The sequence below is a fragment of the Streptomyces sp. PU-14G genome (genome assembly GCF_041028275.1).
Classification (GTDB): Bacteria; Actinomycetota; Actinomycetes; order Streptomycetales; family Streptomycetaceae; genus Streptomyces.
Window position 1 is genome coordinate 1 of sequence record NZ_JASKYT010000197.1, and the last position, 12917, is coordinate 12917.

Here is a 12917-nt window from a genome sequence, read left to right on the forward strand (position 1 = left end):
CGGGAAGGGGGAGGCCGGAGGGGGGTCCCCCCGCGTCACCGTGACCATCGCCGTCGAAGAGGCCCCCGCGCGCCGGCTGCTGATCCGCGTCGCGGACAACGGTCCTGGCCTGCCGAGCGCCGCCGGGGAAGCCCTGTTCGAGCGGGGCTGGAGCACCAAGAGCGGTGGCGGCGGCATCGGTCTGGCGCTCGTGCGGCAGACGGCCCGCCGCCACGGAGGCGAGGTCCACGCGCGGGACCTGCGGCCCACCGGTGCGGAGTTCACCGTGCGGCTGCCCTGCACGGAGGGAGAAGCACGCTCATGACACTCCGCGTCCTCGTCGTCGAGGACGATCCCGTGGCGGCGGGCGCCCACGCCCTCTACGTCGGCCGCGTCCCGGGCTTCACCGTGGCGGCGACCGTCCACTCGCGCGCCGAGGCGGTCCGCGCCCTGGAGGAGGAGGCGCCCGTCGACCTGATCCTGCTCGACCTCTACCTGCCCGACGGCAACGGTCTCGACCTCCTGCGCTCGCTGCGCGCCGCCGGTCACACTCAGGACGTGTTCGCTGTGACCTCGGCGCGGGACCTCGCCGTGATCAGGGAGGGCGTGTCCCTCGGCGTCGTTCAGCACGTGCTGAAACCGTTCACGTTCCGTACCCTCAGCGACCGGTTGCTGCGGTACCGGGACTTCCGTACGGCCGCCGAGGAGCACGGGGAGGCGGTCAACCAGGACGAGGTGGACCGCGCGCTGTCCGTCCTGCGGGCGGCCCCGGCGTCGTCCGCGCTGCCCAAGGGGCTGAGCGCACCGACCCTCGCCAGCGTCACCGCGCACCTGCGTGAGGCCGCGTCCCGGGGGCTGACCGCGAGCGAGACGGCGACGGCGCTGGGCGTCAACCGGATCACGGCCCGCCGCTACCTGGAACACCTGGTCAGCACCGGCGACGCGGACAGGCGGCAGCGGTACGGGCAGGTGGGGCGCCCCGAGCACCACTACGTGTGGCGCGGGCCCAGGCCCGGCGCGACGAGCGGGAGCTGAGCCTTCCACGTCGGCGTTCCGCGTCCTCGTTCAGCGCCGGCGTTCCGCGTCCTCGTTCCACGTCGGCGTTCCGCGTCGATTCCTACCGCCCTATTGTCTATACCAATGCCGCGGGGCTAGCGTGCGGCGGCACGAGCACGGCATCAGCAACCGGTTCCCCCGAAGGGAGAGTTGCGTGTCCCCCCACCTCTCACGCCGCCACCGCCGCAGGGCCCACCGCAGACTCGCGGCCGGTCTCGGTGCGACGGCCGCACTCCTGGCCGTCTGTCTGCCGTCCGTCACCGCGCAGGCGACGACCGGGCACCACACCGACAGCACAGCAGCGCCCAGCGGCACGAACGGCCCCTACCTCTACCTGGGCTGGGGAAACCCGCCCGACCCCGTCTCCTTCATGGAGGCGACCGGCACGAAGCAGCTCACCATGGCGTTCATCCTCTCCGACGGCGGCTGCTCGCCCGCCTGGGACGGCCAACGCCCGCTGAGCGGCGGCCAGGACGAGCAGGCCATCGAGGCCATCCAGCAGGCGGGCGGCGACGTCACCCCGTCCGTCGGCGGCTGGAGCGGCAACAAGCTGGGCGAGGCCTGCTCCACCGCCGAGGACCTGGCGGCGGCGTACCAGAAGGTCATCGACGCCTACGGCCTGAAGTCGATCGACATCGACATCGAGGCGAGCGAGGTGGAGAACGCCGAGGTCCGCCAGCGCGTCGTCGACGCCCTCAAGATCGTCAAGGAGAAGAACTCCGGCATCAAGGTCTACGTCACCTTCGGCACCACCCCGCAGGGGCCGACCGCCGACGGCAAGGACCTCATCGCCAAGGGCGCCGCGGCCGGGCTGGACGTGGACGCCTGGACGGTGATGCCGTTCGACTTCGGCGACGGCACCACGGACATGGTCGCCGCCACCAAGTCCGCCGTCGACGGCCTCAAGAACGAGGTCAAGGCCGCCTACGGGCTGTCCGACGCGGAGGCGTACCGCAAGTCGGGGCTCTCCTCGATGAACGGCACCACCGACGTGCAGGGTGAGCAGGTCTCCCCCGGCGACTTCCAGCAGATCGTCGACTACGCGAAGGACAAGGGTCTGTCGCGGGTGAGCTTCTGGGCCGTCAACCGCGACCGTTCGTGCGCGGGCGGCGGCAGCCCCGGCGACTCGTGCAGCGGCGTCGACCAGCAGGAGTGGGAGTTCTCCAAGATCCTCGCCGGGTACGGCGGTTGACCCACGCCGACGCCTGATCCGGCGGCAGCGGCACGAGGTCGGACGAGCGCCGCACGGCGAGGGCCCCGTCACGGTGCGACACCGTGACGGGGCCTTCGCGTGCCAGGCCTTCGCGTGCCGGGGCTTCGCGCGGCGAGGCCCTCGCGTGCCGGGCCTTCGCCGAGTACGGCGGCGGTGCGGCCGAAAAGGTGCCCGGCGGCCCGAGGGGGACGGGCCGCCGGGCGGTGCTACGGGGTTCGGCCTCAGCTGTGGGACGAACGGCGCTTGCGCGCGAAGAACACGAGACCGCCACCGGCCACGACCACGGCGGCTGCGATCCCGGCGATCATCGGGGTGTTGCTGGAGGAACCGGTCTCCGCCAGGTCCTCGCCGCCGCTCTGCGGCTTGGCCGCCGGGGCGCTGGAGCTGCTCTCGGGCGCGCTCGGCTCCGGCTTCTCACTCGCGCTCTGCGACGGGCTGGCGCTGGGCGAGGGCTCGGTGGACTCCGACTCGCTGGGGGTCGGGGACGGCGCGGGGGTGTCGCACACCGGCGACGTCTTCGTCTCCGGGCCCCAGTTGTACTGGTCGCTGTCCGAGGCGACGACCTGGGCCGTCACCGTCAGCGGCTTGCTGTGCTCGGGCAGGTCGACCTTCTTGTTGAAGGACGCCCCGAAGTTCTCGCTGATCAGGACCTTGTCACCGGCCTTGACCGTGACCTTGTTGCCGCTCTCGGCGTAGGCCTTCAGGTCGATGGAGACCGAGTCACAGGTGACCGACCACTGGGGGGTGTGTGCCTGGGCGGGGACGGCCGCTATGGCGGTGCCGACGAACGCCGCGGCACCGGTCGCCGCGATGGCGATCGACCGCTGCCATCTGAGGCGCAGTGCTGTCATCGTCTTCCTTCCGGTAGGACCACGCCGCGCACAGAACCCACACGGCGGGTGACAGCACGGTACTCGCCTCCACAACCCGTGACACACCCGCCCCGGAATATTCAACTCTTCCTCTGGAGCGAGAAGTTCCGCACCGTTCCTGCACGGCCGCAGGAGCCCAGGTCGCAGCCGTGGCCGCGCGCCGTGCCCGGCAACGTTGCGGTTCGATGACGGTCTGCGGCTGCCGCCGCCCGCGCGGCGTGTGGGCTCACGGCGGGTGCGCGCACAGCGGGTTGGCGCACAGCGGCGCGCGGTCAAGCGTTGACCGCCGTGCGGGTCAGCGGGGCCGAGGCGGTGTTCGAAACGTTCTCCGAGCCGGTGTTGGAGTCGGTCTCCGAGGCGGTGTTCGAGGCGGTTTCCGTGACGGCTTGTACGAAGGCGCGGACCACGGCGGTCTCACCGTGCCGGGCGCGTACCAGGGTCAGTTCGGAGGAGCCGAGCCCGGCAACCGGTACGAAGGCCAGGTCCGAGCGGACGTGCGTCTCGGCCGTCGGCCGGCACAGCAGCATGGCACCGCCGCCCGCCGCGGCGGTCGCCAGCCCTTCCTGGAGCGTGATCACGGCGGGCCCGCGCGGCACCGCGAGGCCGCCAGGGGTACGCGGCGGGGCCTGATGGTCCCGCCAGTAGGCGGGCGCGGGCGGCGCGGCGTGGATCAGCGGGGTCCCCACCAACTCCTCCGCGTCGATCCCGGTACGCGCGGCGAACGGGTGCCGGATGCTCACCGCCAGCCGCCACGGCTGCTGTTCGAAGTGCGGCCCTGTCACCAGGTCGGGTTCGTCGACGGGCAGCAGAACCACCGCCGCGTCTACCTCGCCCCGCCGCACGGGCCCGAACGGGTCCGCCATGGTGACCTCCACGACGCCGGCCGTCACACCCGGGTGCCGCGCGTGGAAGAGGCCGAGCGCCGCCGTCATCCGATGGTGGGCACTGCCCAGGAAGCCCAGTCGGAGGCTCCCCCGCACGCAGCGGGCCGCGGAGCGCGCCTCCTCGACCACGGCGGCCAGCCGCCCGTAAGCCGGCTCCAGTTCGGCACGGAACCGCTCCCCCAGCGGCGTCAGCGCCACCCGCCTGCTGGTGCGCTCCACCAGGCGCGCCCCGATCCGGCCCTCCAGCGCGCGCAGCAGTTGGCTCACCCTGCTCTGCGACACGTACAGCCGCTCCCCCGCCCGGCCGAAGTGCAGCTCCTCGGCGAGCACCAGGAAGCACTCCAGCTCCCGCGCCTCCAGCGACCCCGGCCCCTCGTCCCGCGTCCGCGTCCCGTTCTCGCGCGTCCGCGTCCCGTCCTCCCGCCTCCGCGTCCCGGTTCCGCGCGTCCGCGTCCCGTCCTCTCGTGGCTCCTCTCGTGGCACCGTCCCCGCTCCCCTCGTCCATCGATGAGTCCCGCTCATGGAAGGATGAGAAGTCCGCCGTTGTTCCCGCAGGTCACGCGTCGTTGGCTGGGTTCATGACCGAAACCACCGCCGCGTCCACGACCGGCCGGGCCGCCGACAGGGCCCCGCTCCGTGCCTGGCTCGCCGTCCTCTCCCTCACCGGCGCCACGTTCACCATCACCGCGACCGAGATGCTGCCGGTAGGCCTGCTCACCCCGATGGGCGGCGCACTGGGCGTCTCCGAGGGCTCGGCGGGCCTCACCGTCACCCTCATGGGCCTGACGGCGGCCGTCGCGGCACCCACCCTGCCGCTGCTCGCGGGCCGCCTGGACCGGCGCCTCCTGCTGGCGGCACTGATGGCCGTGATGGCAGCCGCCAACCTGCTCTCCGCGCTGGCCCCCTCGCTCCCCGTGCTGCTGCTCGCCCGCGTCGCGGCGGGGGTGGCGCACGGCGGCGTGTGGGCACTGGCGGCGAGCCTCGCGGTACGCCTCGTGCCCGCCGCACGGGTCGGCCGGGCGCTGTCCGCCGTGTTCGCCGGGATCGGTACCGCCTCGGTGCTCGCCGTCCCGGCCGGCACCATGCTCGGGCAGGCGCTGGACTGGCGGGCCGCGTTCTTCGGCGCGGCCGTCGCCACCGCGCTCGTCGCCCTGGCCCTGGCGCTGGCGCTGCCTCCGCTGCCGGCCGAACGCGCCGTCCGCCCGCGCGAACTCGCCGGGCTCCGGCGGAACGTGCCGCTGCGCACCGGCATGCTGTTCCTGGCCCTGCTGGTGGTCGGCCACTTCGCCGCCTACACCTACGTCCGCCCCTTTCTGGAACAGGTCTCCGGTGTCGCCCCCGGCCTGATCGGCGTCCTGCTCCTGGGCTACGGCGCGGCGGGCATCGCCGGCAACTTCGCGGCCGGAACGGCGGCCTCACGCACCCCGCGCCGCGTCCTGCTGGTACTCGGCACCGGCATGGCCGCGACGATGGCCTCGCTGGCCCTGCTGGGCGGGCACGCTCCCGCCGCGATCGTCGTCCTACTGCTGTGGGGCGTGTTCTACGGCGGGGTCTCGGTCAGCAGCCAGGCATACGTGCTGGCGGCGGCCTCGAAGACCCGGGAGGCGGCGGGCGCGCTGTTCGCCGCCGTCTTCAACGCCTCGATCGCCCTCGGCGCCCTGGCGGGCGGCCGTGTCGCGGACACGGCCGCCCTGCCCGCCGTCCTCTGGGTGGGTGCGGCGCTGGCGGCAACGGCCGTCGCAGTGCTGGCACTTCGCCCCACCGTCCGTTCCGCCTCCGGTTCCGGCCCCGATTCCGGCTCCGGAACCCGTTGTGCAGACCGCAGCGGATCTGCGGGGTCGCCCGGACACGGTGACGACGTGGTGTAGCGCTGCGTGGCGGCTCTTGCCCGCGTCATCACCTCGTCCTTCCCGCACGAGGCACTCGCGCGCTGAGGCCCGGGTAGCCGATGCGGACCACCTTCCGTCCCATCGGTCGCCCCGGGGGCGGGACGGCGCGGGGCGACCGGCGGAGCCGGCCGAAGACTCGAAGAACAAGGGTCCTTTCGTGAACCTTTTCGCCGTACCGGTCATCGGAGTAAGCAGGAGCAGGGAAGCCGGAGCCGTAGCCGGTCTCGTAGGGCGTAAGTGACCCCACGGGGCCTATGCGCGCCGAAGGGCGACCAGGGAGTGACGGTAGTGGGAGAACAGCAGCCTGGGGCGGCGCGTACGGGCGGACGGTCGGAACAGGCCGGGGCCGCCCGGCGACGGCTCACCACGCGGGTGTGCTTCGCGACGGCCGTCGGTGCGGGGCTTGCGGCGGCCCTGCTGACCGGGTGCGGTCCGCAGGACGACAACGCCGACTCCCCCAAGAAGGTGGCAGGCAAAGCGGCGCCCGCGCCGGGCGATCCCTCTCCCAGCGCCTCGAAGAAGGGGGGCGCCTCGTCCGCGTCGTCGCGGGACGGGAAGGGCGGCGGAGACAACGCGGACGGCCGGAGCACGTCCGGCTCGAGCGAGCGCGGCGCCAGTGGGACCTCGGACGGAAAGCCCGGCTCCGGATCGTCGGACGACGGCTCGGCAGCCCGCCCGTGCGACAGCCAGAACCTCACGATCAACGTGACGGCACGCGCCGGTGCGCCCAGCCAGCGCGTCATCGAGGCGCGCAACACCGGCGCGGACGCGTGCAGCCTGAGCTCCTCCCCCGGGGTCGACCTGGGCAACTCCGACTCCCCAGACCAGAGCAAGAACATCAAGCCGTCCCTCGCCAGCGGCACCGCGCGATTCTCGGTCCCGGCGGGTCAGAGCGCCTACACGGTGATCGACCTCAACCCGGGCGGTGGCACCAGCGGCGCTGCTTCCGGCGTCAACGAACTCAACGTGCTGGCCGACCGGGAGGGCACGAACATGCCGCTCGCGGCCACCCAGAACTTCCCGCTCGGCAACGGCGCGCGGGTCCTCAACCCCACGATGGGCCTCTACCGGAGCAGCGTGGCGGAAGCGGTCACCTCTGTGGCGTCAGCCGGCACGTAGCACGGCCGATGACCGCCGCGCTCCCGAGTCCGCAGAGCGCTTCACGTCTCCGAGGAAGGCGGCCCAGGCGGCGGACGAGAACGACAGCGGTGTCCTGCGGACGTCCTTGCTGTCCCGCACGGGGACGACGCCGGTACCGCACACGAGCCCCGGCGCCCACTCGACGCAATTGCCGCCGGTACCGTCGCTGTAGCTGGACCTGATCCAAACGGACCTGCCGTCCATGCGACCTCCTATCAGGCGCGGCTGCGCTTCGCACTTTCAACGAATGCCGACCACGCCGAAGGTGAGAACGACAGCGCCCCGCGAGCAGTGTCCTTGCTGTCCCGCACCGGCACCCGGCCGCCGCCGCACACGAGCCCCGGGGCCCACTCGACGCAATTGCCGCCGCCCCCATCGCTGTGGCTGGACTTGATCCAAACGGGCCTGTCGTTCATGCGCTCCCCTAACAGTGTCGATGAGGTCTAATGAAGCATGCGCACCGAGGGAGCATGCTCGCAAGTGATCGTAGACGCCGCGTGACACGGTGACCGCCCCCCTGTCGTCGTACGGCCGACCTCCCATCGGTCCCTCCACATGCACCGAGGGCCGCCGATCCTCGAAGCTCAGCAGGGTGAAGGGTGTTGCCCTCGCGGCGGCCGAGGCCGCGAACGGCAGCACCTGGAGCGTCAGCGTCGGAAAGCGCCGTACCGCCTCCCGCAGGCTGCGCAGTTGCTCCGCCATCACCGCGGGTGTCCCGACGTTCGCCCGCAGACACGCTTCGTGCAGCACGACCCATACGCGAGGCGGGTCCTCCCGCTCCAGAATTGCCCGGCGCCGTATGCGACCCGCGACCTTGGCCTCGATGTCCCGGGGGTCGGCCCCGGGGGCCGATGCCTCCAGCGCTGCGCGTGCGTACGCCGGAGTCTGGAGCAATCCGAAGATGAAGAGCGTCGAGTAGTCCTCGATGGTGTCGGCCAGCCGCTCCGTCTCGATGAACGGCGCGAACCAGGCGGGGTGTTCGCCTTCGCTGATGCGGCGATGCTGCCGGGCGAAGAGGTCGCCCGTGCCGAACGCCTTGTCGCACCCCTTCACGAATCGCTCGGACGGGAAGACCGAGCCGGATTCGACCTTGCTGACGTAGCTCTTGCTGTAGCCCGTCGCGCCGCCCAACCCACTCTGCGAGATACCCCGGGCCTCCCGAACGCGTCGTACATCCTCGCCCAAGGCACCGCCTTGCGGCACGTTCAACCTTGCCTCGCGAAGCTGCTTCTTCGCCATGTCTGACCCGGTCCTTTGGTGTCAGGGGCCCAAGGCCCACGCCGTGGCCACGGTGAACAAATGGGTTCAACCCGAGCCACGTTAGCCCTCTCCGTGTTGTCCTCACCACAGAAAGTCACCAACTCGCAGCAGACGGGCGGGAGTAGTCATGACACAGGCCGAACCGGAATCCGAGGAACAGGAAAGCGCACAACCGGACTGCGCCGACTGCGCGTGGTACCGGACGATGATCCGCCGGGCGGCCGGCGACCCCCGGCCGAAGGCCGATCTGGAGGCGCTCTACGGCGCCCACCTGCGCCGCACACACGGCGAACCGCAAAGCGAACCCCCCACCGCCACGCGTCCGTTGCGGAGCGTCTGACATGTGGTCGGAGGGCGATCGGGTGCGGGACACCAAGTCCGGCAAGGCGGGCCGCGTCGTGCAGGTGACCGGGCCCGCGCCGTTCATCTACCGGGTGCTGCTGGAGCAGCGCGGCGAGGGCGAGCCGCCTGTCATGATCTTCCGCTACGGCGACCAGTTGGGGGCGGCGGCCACGGAGGCGCCGGGTCTGGGCCGTAGCGTTGCGACCGCTTCTCCTCCGAACGGCGGGGAGAAGCGTGAGTGTGAGAACGAGAGAGGATCTCCATGGCCCGCAAAAACGCCTCACCGATAGTGGTCCTGCACGACGTGGAATCCGTCAGAACGGAGATCGCCGCCGCGCTGCGGACCGCGGATCCGCAGCACCGCGCAGGGCTCGAGGAAGCCCTGCGCCTCGTGGACCGGTACGCCGAAGTGACCGATGAGGAGCGGACTCGGGAGTGGGTCCGCAGGGTCGTCGAGGACGCCGGAGTCGACCTGGACAGTCACCACGTACGTGCCGTCAAGGCACTCCGTGAGGCCGTCCCGGGGCTCGGCCTGGTCGACGCCAACAACCTCGTCAACTCCGCCCGTTGAAACAGCGCCGCAGGCGCGGAGGAGCGCAGGCGCGGTGGGGGGCGCCCCCGCCCCCGAGTGCGCCCCGCCGCGACGCCGCACTCCGAGCCGGATCAGGCCCGGCTCGGAAGGCTCAGAAGGCCCGGAAGGCTCAGAAGACCGCTTCGGTCTCGTCCATCCGGTTCTGCGGCACCCGCTTGAGTTCGGTCACCGCGTCGGCGAGCGGCACCATGGCGATCTCGGTGCCGCGCAGGGCGGTCATCTGGCCGAAGTCGCCGCGGTGGGCGGCCTCGACGGCGTGCCAGCCGAAGCGGGTGGCGAGGACGCGGTCGTAGGCCGTGGGGGTGCCGCCGCGCTGGATGTGGCCGAGGATGACGGGGCGGGCCTCCTTGCCGAGGCGGTGCTCCAGCTCGACCGCGAGCCGGTTGCCGATGCCGGCGAAGCGCTCGTGGCCGTACTGGTCGATGACGCCCTTCTCGTACGGCATGGAACCCTCGGCCGGGTGGGCGCCCTCGGCGACGCAGATGATGGCGAACTTCTTGTCGCGCGCGAACCGCTCCTCGACCATCTTCACCAGGTCGTCGACCTCGAAGTTGCGCTCGGGGACGCAGATGGCGTGCGCGCCGCCCGCCATGCCCGCCTCCAGGGCGATCCATCCCGCGTGCCGGCCCATGACCTCCACGACCATGACCCGCTGGTGGGACTCGGCGGTGGTCTTGAGGCGGTCCATGGCCTCGGTGGCCACGGTGACGGCGGTGTCGAAGCCGAAGGTGCGGTCGGTGGCGGAGATGTCGTTGTCGATGGTCTTGGGGACGCCGACCACCGGCAGGCCGATCTCCGCGAGCATCCGGGCCGCGGTCAGCGTGCCCTCACCGCCGATGGGGATGAGCGCGTCGAGGCCGAGGCGCTCGATCAGTTCCTCGGAGTCGTTGCACGCCTCCTGGAGCCGGGCGCGCTCCAGCCGGGCCGAGCCGAGGATGGTGCCGCCGCGGGCGAGGATGCCGCTGACGGAGTTTATGTCGAGCGGGCGGTAGCGGCCCTCCAGCAGGCCCTTGAAACCGTCTTCGAAGCCGATGACCTCGTCGCCGCGGTCGTGCACGGCACGGTGCACGACGGATCGGATCACGGCGTTGAGACCGGGGCAGTCTCCGCCTGCGGTGAGGACTCCGATGCGCATGGGTTTCGCTTCTCCTGCTCCGTAGATGCCCGCCTGGGAACGGGCGCCCACCCGGGGGCGGGCCGCTTGGGGCACGGTCGGACCTCACTGTCCGGTGCCACTGGTCCATGTGAGCCGGTGCGATTGTTTCACGTCTTGAAGGCGCGGGCATGGGCCCCGCCCAGCATGCGGACCCGTGCCCGCGCCGCCGACGGACTCGGCGCGGGCCGCCCGGAGCCCCGTGTTCACGCCGCTTCCGGGGCCGCTGTGCCGGGTTTCTCGCCCCGCTCCGGCCTGGCGAGCGATATAGCGACAAGCGCAGGTATTGTCAAGGGTATAGCCGTACCCTTACCGGTGGTTTCCGCAAGAAACGGCTCGAAACGCATCCGCCCGCGACCCGGAGGAGAGAGCGCGTGACGCGCAGCGTGTACGTGACCGGCATCGGACGCAGCGACGGCCGCCAGGTCGTCGAGCTGGGCGTCATGGAACTGCTCACGCGGCAGGTGGACCGCGTGGGGGTGTTCCGGCCCCTGGTACACGACGGCCCCGACCGGCTGTACGACCTGCTGCGCAGCCGCTACCGGCTCTCCCAGCCCGCCTCCTCGGTCTTCGGCATGAGCTACGAGGAAGCCGCCACCCTCCAGGCCGAGCAGGGCACGGACGAGCTGATAGCGCGGCTGGTGGAGCGCTACCACCGGGTCGCCGACTCCTACGAGGCCGTCCTCGTGCTGGGCACCGACTTCGCCGACACCGGACTGCCCGCGGAGCTGGCCCTCAACGCGCGGCTCGCCAACGAGTTCGGGGCCGCCGTCCTGCCCGTCGTCGCCGCCCGCGACCAGACACCGGACGCGGTGGTCGCCGAGGTGCGCAACGCCCACCACGCCTACGCCTCCCTCGGCGCCGACCTGATCGCGATGGTCGCCAACCGGGTCGCGGAACCGGCGGCGGCCGAGGCCGTGCGGGGCCTGGCCGAGCGGCTGCCCGAGCCGGTGTACGTGCTGCCGGAGGAGCCCGCGCTGGCCGCGCCCACGGTGACCCAGGTCAAGGAGGCCACCGGCGCGAGGGTGCTGCTCGGAGACCACGCGGGCCTCTCCCGCGACGTCCGCCACCTCGTCTTCGGCGGCGCCCACCTGCCCGCCTTCCTGCCGGCGCTCACCGAAGGCTGCATGGTGATCACGCCCGGCGACCGCTCGGACCTGATCATCGGCTCGCTGGCGGCGCACTCGGCCGGCTCCCCCGCCCTCGCCGGGGTCCTGCTCACCCTGGACGAGCACCCCGGGGAACAGACGCTCGCGCTCGCCTCCCGGCTGGCACCGGGCACGCCGGTACTCGTCGTGTCCGAAGGCTCCATGGAGACCGCGGACGCCCTGCTGTCGCTGGAGGGCAAGCTCACCGCCGCCACCCCGCGCAAGGCCGAGATCGCACTGGGCCTGTTCGAGACGCACGTGGACGCCGCGCAGCTGTCCGGGCGGCTGGCCGTGGAGCGCAGCGCACGCGTCACGCCCATGATGTTCGAGCACGAGCTGGTGGAGCGCTCACGGGCCGGTGGCGCCAAGCGGCAGCACATCGTGCTGCCCGAGGGCGAGGAGGAGCGGGTGCTGCGCGCCGCCGAGGTGCTGCTGCGGCGCAACATCTGCGACCTGACGCTGCTCGGCGACCCGGTGACCGTCCGCAAGCGCGCCGCCGAGCTGAGCGTCGGCCTCGACCTGTTGGCCGACGGAGAGGCGCCCGCGACCGGCGGTGCGGCCACCGCCCGGATCGTCGACCCGCAGACCTCGCCGCTGCGGGAGCGGTTTGCCGAGTCGTACGCGAAGCTGCGCGCCCACAAGGGCGTGACCCACGAGCTGGCCCACGACGTGGTCGCCGACGTGTCCTACTTCGGCACGATGATGGTCCAGGAAGGGCTGGCCGACGGCATGGTCTCCGGCGCCGTGCACTCCACGGCGGCGACGATCCGCCCCGCCTTCGAGATCATCCGCACCCGGCCGGGTGCCTCGACCGTCTCCTCCGTCTTCTTCATGTGCCTGGCCGACCGCGTGCTGGTCTACGGGGACTGCGCCGTGGTACCCGACCCGGACGCCGAGCAGCTCGCGGACATCGCGATCCAGTCGGCCACCACGGCGGCCAGGTTCGGGGTGGAGCCCAGGATCGCGATGCTGTCGTACTCGACGGGCACCTCGGGCTCCGGCGCCGACGTGGACAAGGTGCGGCGGGCCACGGAACTGGTCCGCGAGCGCCGCCCCGACCTGCTGACGGAGGGCCCCATCCAGTACGACGCCGCCGTGGACCCCTCGGTCGCCGCCACGAAGCTGCCGGACTCGAAGGTGGCGGGGCGGGCGACCGTGCTGATCTTCCCCGACCTGAACACCGGCAACAACACCTACAAGGCCGTGCAGCGCTCGGCCGGGGCCGTCGCCGTGGGCCCCGTCCTCCAGGGCCTGCGCAAACCCGTCAACGATCTGAGCCGCGGCGCGCTGGTGCAGGACATCGTCAACACCGTCGCGATCACGGCCGTCCAGGCGCAGGCCGACTCCCCGGGCCCGGGCGCCTGACCGGCCCGGCGCCCCCGCGCCCCT

14 protein-coding genes and 1 pseudogene are annotated in these 12917 nt (G+C 72.2%); 9 read left to right on the forward strand and 6 right to left on the reverse strand.

The annotated features are described in order from the left end of the window. From AB8Z75_RS21655 to AB8Z75_RS21665, 3 genes are all read left to right on the forward strand, one after another. The coding region (locus AB8Z75_RS21655) for a sensor histidine kinase (protein WP_369204485.1) at positions 1 to 304 on the forward strand (304 nt) is incomplete at its 5' end. Continuing rightward, positions 301 to 1014 carry a response regulator gene (locus tag AB8Z75_RS21660; RefSeq protein ID WP_369204487.1) on the forward strand — a complete coding sequence of 238 codons (714 nt, stop codon included), beginning with the start codon at positions 301 to 303 and terminating at the stop codon, positions 1012 to 1014. The genes AB8Z75_RS21655 and AB8Z75_RS21660, both read left to right, overlap by 4 nt. Before the next feature lie 175 nt (positions 1015 to 1189). Further along, positions 1190 to 2227: a chitinase gene (locus AB8Z75_RS21665; protein ID WP_369204489.1), complete on the forward strand. Its 1038-nt coding sequence runs from the start codon at positions 1190 to 1192 to the stop codon at positions 2225 to 2227. A 242-nt stretch (positions 2228 to 2469) separates the two neighbouring features. Here AB8Z75_RS21665 and AB8Z75_RS21670 read toward each other — a convergent pair whose 3' ends face one another. Then, positions 2470 to 3099, reverse strand: coding sequence for an LAETG motif-containing sortase-dependent surface protein (locus AB8Z75_RS21670; RefSeq protein ID WP_369204491.1), 630 nt, complete (start codon positions 3097 to 3099; stop codon positions 2470 to 2472). Positions 3100 to 3392: 293 nt separating this feature from the next. Further along, positions 3393 to 4364 carry a LysR family transcriptional regulator gene (locus tag AB8Z75_RS21675; RefSeq protein ID WP_369204511.1) on the reverse strand — a complete coding sequence of 324 codons (972 nt, stop codon included), beginning with the start codon at positions 4362 to 4364 and terminating at the stop codon, positions 3393 to 3395. A gap of 218 nt (positions 4365 to 4582) precedes the next feature. Here AB8Z75_RS21675 and AB8Z75_RS21680 point away from each other — a divergent pair, with 218 nt between their 5' ends. Further along, positions 4583 to 5872, forward strand: coding sequence for an MFS transporter (locus tag AB8Z75_RS21680; protein ID WP_369204493.1), 1290 nt, complete (start codon positions 4583 to 4585; stop codon positions 5870 to 5872). A 309-nt stretch (positions 5873 to 6181) separates the two neighbouring features. After that, complete coding sequence (locus AB8Z75_RS21685; RefSeq protein ID WP_369204495.1) at positions 6182 to 7012, forward strand: DUF4232 domain-containing protein; 831 nt, start codon at positions 6182 to 6184, stop codon at positions 7010 to 7012. On the opposite strand, the gene AB8Z75_RS21690 is transcribed toward AB8Z75_RS21685, so the two are convergent. The 3 genes and pseudogenes from AB8Z75_RS21690 to AB8Z75_RS21700 form a co-directional block, all read right to left on the reverse strand. Beyond that, the gene (locus AB8Z75_RS21690) at positions 6998 to 7237 is read right to left on the reverse strand and encodes a DUF397 domain-containing protein (protein ID WP_369204497.1); all 240 of its coding nucleotides are present in this window, start codon (positions 7235 to 7237) and stop codon (positions 6998 to 7000) included. The two genes, AB8Z75_RS21685 and AB8Z75_RS21690, sit on opposite strands and share 15 nt — an antisense overlap. An 11-nt stretch (positions 7238 to 7248) precedes the next feature. Continuing rightward, entirely contained in the window at positions 7249 to 7449 is a 201-nt protein-coding gene (locus AB8Z75_RS21695; protein WP_369204499.1) for a DUF397 domain-containing protein, read from the reverse strand. 28 nt (positions 7450 to 7477) lie between these two features. Beyond that, positions 7478 to 8272, reverse strand: a pseudogene (locus AB8Z75_RS21700) (helix-turn-helix domain-containing protein); the annotation flags it as partial. A 148-nt stretch (positions 8273 to 8420) separates the two neighbouring features. Between AB8Z75_RS21700 and AB8Z75_RS21705 the strand changes: the two are divergent. Genes AB8Z75_RS21705 through AB8Z75_RS21715 form a run of 3 tightly spaced genes read left to right on the forward strand, consistent with a single transcriptional unit; the run spans position 8421 to position 9206 of the window. Continuing rightward, positions 8421 to 8633 carry a hypothetical protein gene (locus AB8Z75_RS21705; protein WP_369204501.1) on the forward strand — a complete coding sequence of 71 codons (213 nt, stop codon included), beginning with the start codon at positions 8421 to 8423 and terminating at the stop codon, positions 8631 to 8633. Position 8634: 1 nt separating this feature from the next. Then, positions 8635 to 8925, forward strand: a complete 291-nt coding sequence (locus AB8Z75_RS21710; protein WP_369204503.1) for a hypothetical protein — start codon at positions 8635 to 8637, stop codon at positions 8923 to 8925. Next, positions 8898 to 9206, forward strand: a complete 309-nt coding sequence (locus AB8Z75_RS21715) for a hypothetical protein (RefSeq protein WP_369204505.1) — start codon at positions 8898 to 8900, stop codon at positions 9204 to 9206. The genes AB8Z75_RS21710 and AB8Z75_RS21715 overlap by 28 nt, the downstream gene beginning before the upstream one ends. Before the next feature lie 130 nt (positions 9207 to 9336). Here AB8Z75_RS21715 and AB8Z75_RS21720 read toward each other — a convergent pair whose 3' ends face one another. Next, a complete protein-coding gene (locus AB8Z75_RS21720; protein ID WP_369204507.1) occupies positions 9337 to 10362 on the reverse strand; it encodes an ATP-dependent 6-phosphofructokinase in 1026 nt (341 codons plus the stop codon). Between the two features lie 392 nt (positions 10363 to 10754). On the opposite strand from AB8Z75_RS21720, the gene pta reads away from it, so the two are divergent. Beyond that, entirely contained in the window at positions 10755 to 12893 is a 2139-nt protein-coding gene (gene pta / locus AB8Z75_RS21725) for a phosphate acetyltransferase (RefSeq protein WP_369204509.1), read from the forward strand. Positions 12894 to 12917: the final 24 nt, after the last annotated feature.

Bases quoted from the DNA above. Each gene is read 5' to 3' on its own strand.
- AB8Z75_RS21660 (WP_369204487.1), top strand. From the start codon at position 301: ATGACACTCCGCGTCCTCGTCGTCGAGGACGATCCCGTGGCGGCGGGC.
- AB8Z75_RS21670 (WP_369204491.1), bottom strand. From the start codon at position 3,099: ATGACAGCACTGCGCCTCAGATGGCAGCGGTCGATCGCCATCGCGGCG.
- AB8Z75_RS21680 (WP_369204493.1), top strand. From the start codon at position 4,583: ATGACCGAAACCACCGCCGCGTCCACGACCGGCCGGGCCGCCGACAGG.
- AB8Z75_RS21690 (WP_369204497.1), bottom strand. From the start codon at position 7,237: ATGGACGGCAGGTCCGTTTGGATCAGGTCCAGCTACAGCGACGGTACC.
- AB8Z75_RS21695 (WP_369204499.1), bottom strand. From the start codon at position 7,449: ATGAACGACAGGCCCGTTTGGATCAAGTCCAGCCACAGCGATGGGGGC.
- AB8Z75_RS21705 (WP_369204501.1), top strand. From the start codon at position 8,421: ATGACACAGGCCGAACCGGAATCCGAGGAACAGGAAAGCGCACAACCG.
- AB8Z75_RS21710 (WP_369204503.1), top strand. From the start codon at position 8,635: ATGTGGTCGGAGGGCGATCGGGTGCGGGACACCAAGTCCGGCAAGGCG.
- AB8Z75_RS21715 (WP_369204505.1), top strand. From the start codon at position 8,898: ATGGCCCGCAAAAACGCCTCACCGATAGTGGTCCTGCACGACGTGGAA.
- AB8Z75_RS21720 (WP_369204507.1), bottom strand. From the start codon at position 10,362: ATGCGCATCGGAGTCCTCACCGCAGGCGGAGACTGCCCCGGTCTCAAC.